The sequence below is a fragment of the Vibrio sp. PNB23_22_6 genome, from assembly GCF_052877535.1.
Genome location: NZ_JBNFXP010000056.1, coordinates 1 through 2,332, shown reverse-complemented (window position 1 = coordinate 2,332; position 2,332 = coordinate 1). Strand labels below are relative to the sequence as shown.

The following is a 2,332-nucleotide window of genomic DNA, read 5'->3' as shown; positions in this document are numbered from 1 at the left end:
GTGGTGCCCGGAGGCGGAATCGAACCACCGACACGAGGATTTTCAATCCTCTGCTCTACCGACTGAGCTATCCGGGCGACGAGGTGTATTAAAAGGTTTTTCGCCTTTGAGGTCAACAACAAAATGCAAAAAAAATATCGTTTGCTGTTTTTGTGTTCGTAATGGCTTGTTTTCGAACATTTCAGCTTGATAGTAACGGTTTCATGGGCGTTAACAGTTATTGTAAATCCAGTCTTTTACACGAATGTGCGTAAAAAAAGTAAAGCACGCCTATAAAAAGCGTGCTTTAAAACGGGTGTTCTAATGAAAACAAACGGCATTAGTGGTCTTTTAACGACGGATTGTAAATTTATTTACCCAACTGCCGAGCTGATCGGCTAAATGAGATAACCCAAGCGTGCTAGTTTGGCTCTGTGCAACCACATCATTTAACAGTGTACTACTTTCTTCAATTAGGTTAATACGGTGAGCAATGTCGTTACTCACATCTGTTTGTTCACCCGATGCACTGGCAATTTGTTGACTCATTAAGCTGATCGACTCAAGGGCATGCACGATTTGCTCAAGCGCTTGAGAGGCTGTGCGAGATTCCTCAACCGTGCTTTGACTGGTGGCGGCACACAGCTCCATCGTTTGGATGGCATTGCGTGAGCCTGTTTGCAAATTAATGATCATTTCTTGGATTTCTTTCGTGCTGGCTTGAGTGCGGCCCGCCAGATTGCGAACTTCATCAGCCACTACGGCAAATCCACGTCCTTGTTCACCCGCTCTGGCCGCCTCAATGGCTGCATTGAGTGCTAACAAATTGGTCTGTTCTGCAATATCACCAATCACATCCAGGACTTTAACAATAGCATTGACGTCTTTATCTAAGGCGGACACCACTTGGCTTGCGGTCGTTAATTGAGCGGCTAAACCTTCAATGTTGTCTACCGTGCTGTTGATCAATTGCTGTGTTTGTTGACTTTGCTGATCGGCTTGCTCTGTGTTGTGCGCGGTTTCATTGGCTGAGTCGGCAACATTGCTGGCCGATGAGGCCATTTCCGTCATGGCGGTGGCGATCATCGCTGTTGATTGCTGTTGAGAGGCGGTGAGATCAACGATGGTTTCTGTTCGTGTTTCAACCGCTTGCAGTTCCTCTCGCAAGGCATGCATTGATGTTTCCATTTTTTCAATCAATTCGGCGAGTGAAAAGTTCATATCTTGAACCGCTTCGTAGATGCTGCCTCTCACGGGCATTTTGGCAAAGTCGGTCTTAATATTGCCATGCACCACATCTTGAATGGCATTTCGTACTTCTTGTGGCTCACCACCAAGTAGGGCAAGCATGCGTCGAATAGCAATGATAAGGATGGTAAAGATCCCCGCGGCAATCAGAATACATAGAGCAAGTTGCCATTGAGCCGTTAACCAGAAGCGTTGATCCACCTCATTGGAGTTGATCCCCGTACCGACAACCCAGCCCCACGTTGGGGTTTTTTGTGCGATCGAAACAATATCGACGATATCCCCATCAGGTCCTTTTGATGTCCAGTGATATTCGGCAATACCATTTGGATTTTTTGCCGTCGCATTTAAGAGGATTTGCGCCACACTTTGACCGCTACCATCTTTGAAATCATGAAAGCTCGTGCCATGCAATTGAGGGTCTAATGGCGCGGCGACAAAATCCATATTTTCGTCAGCCACATAAACGTATTCGTTGTCTTTGTATATGTTATTTTGCATCAATTGCATTGCGAATGACTTGGCATCTTCAGTGGACAACTTGCCTTCATTTGCCATTTTTTCAACGGTGGTTAACATGCTATAAGCACTGCGAAAATGCTCAGTAATTCGAGCTTTGTTATCCAGATCACTGGCGTATCTTAGTGTCCATAGCCCAGATAAGGTGAGAGCAATAAGGGCGATTAATATGATGGCCGATAATAGGTACGCTTGTTTTTCTAATTTCATAGATCACTCGCAAGACTAAATAGAGTCTGATGGGTTAAAATTGCACATGCAAAAAATAACTTATAATAATGTAAATAAAGCTTACATCTACAATTGAGTTTTGATTCTTTGATAATGCTTAAGTTTTTACAAAGAATGGGCAATCAGTTGGTGAGTAAATGAATAGTAAGAATGAAATTTTCTTCTAAATTATGATTCATGATTAATGAATTGAAGCGTAAGGGAGAAAAGATAAGTCGGTGAGGTTTGAGTCAATTTGACATATAAAAAAAAAGCCAAGTCCGAAGACTTGGCTTTCTAAAGTGGCTCCTCCTGCTGGGCTCGAACCAGCGACCTGCGGATTAACAGTCCGTCGCTCTACCAACTGAGCTAAGGA

At 43.9% G+C, this 2,332-nt stretch carries 1 protein-coding gene and 1 tRNA gene; both read right to left on the bottom strand.

The features are described from left to right. Window position 1: 1 nt before the first annotated feature. Window positions 2–77, bottom strand: a tRNA-Phe gene (locus ACVA54_RS19565). 253 nt (window positions 78–330) lie between these two features. Continuing rightward, window positions 331–1,956 (bottom strand): methyl-accepting chemotaxis protein, encoded by a 1,626-nt coding sequence (locus ACVA54_RS19560; RefSeq protein ID WP_446649887.1) that lies wholly within the window; start codon window positions 1,954–1,956, stop codon window positions 331–333. Window positions 1,957–2,332 lie beyond the last annotated feature (376 nt).

Bases quoted from the DNA above. Each gene is read 5' to 3' on its own strand.
- ACVA54_RS19560 (WP_446649887.1), bottom strand. From the start codon at position 1,956: ATGAAATTAGAAAAACAAGCGTACCTATTATCGGCCATCATATTAATC.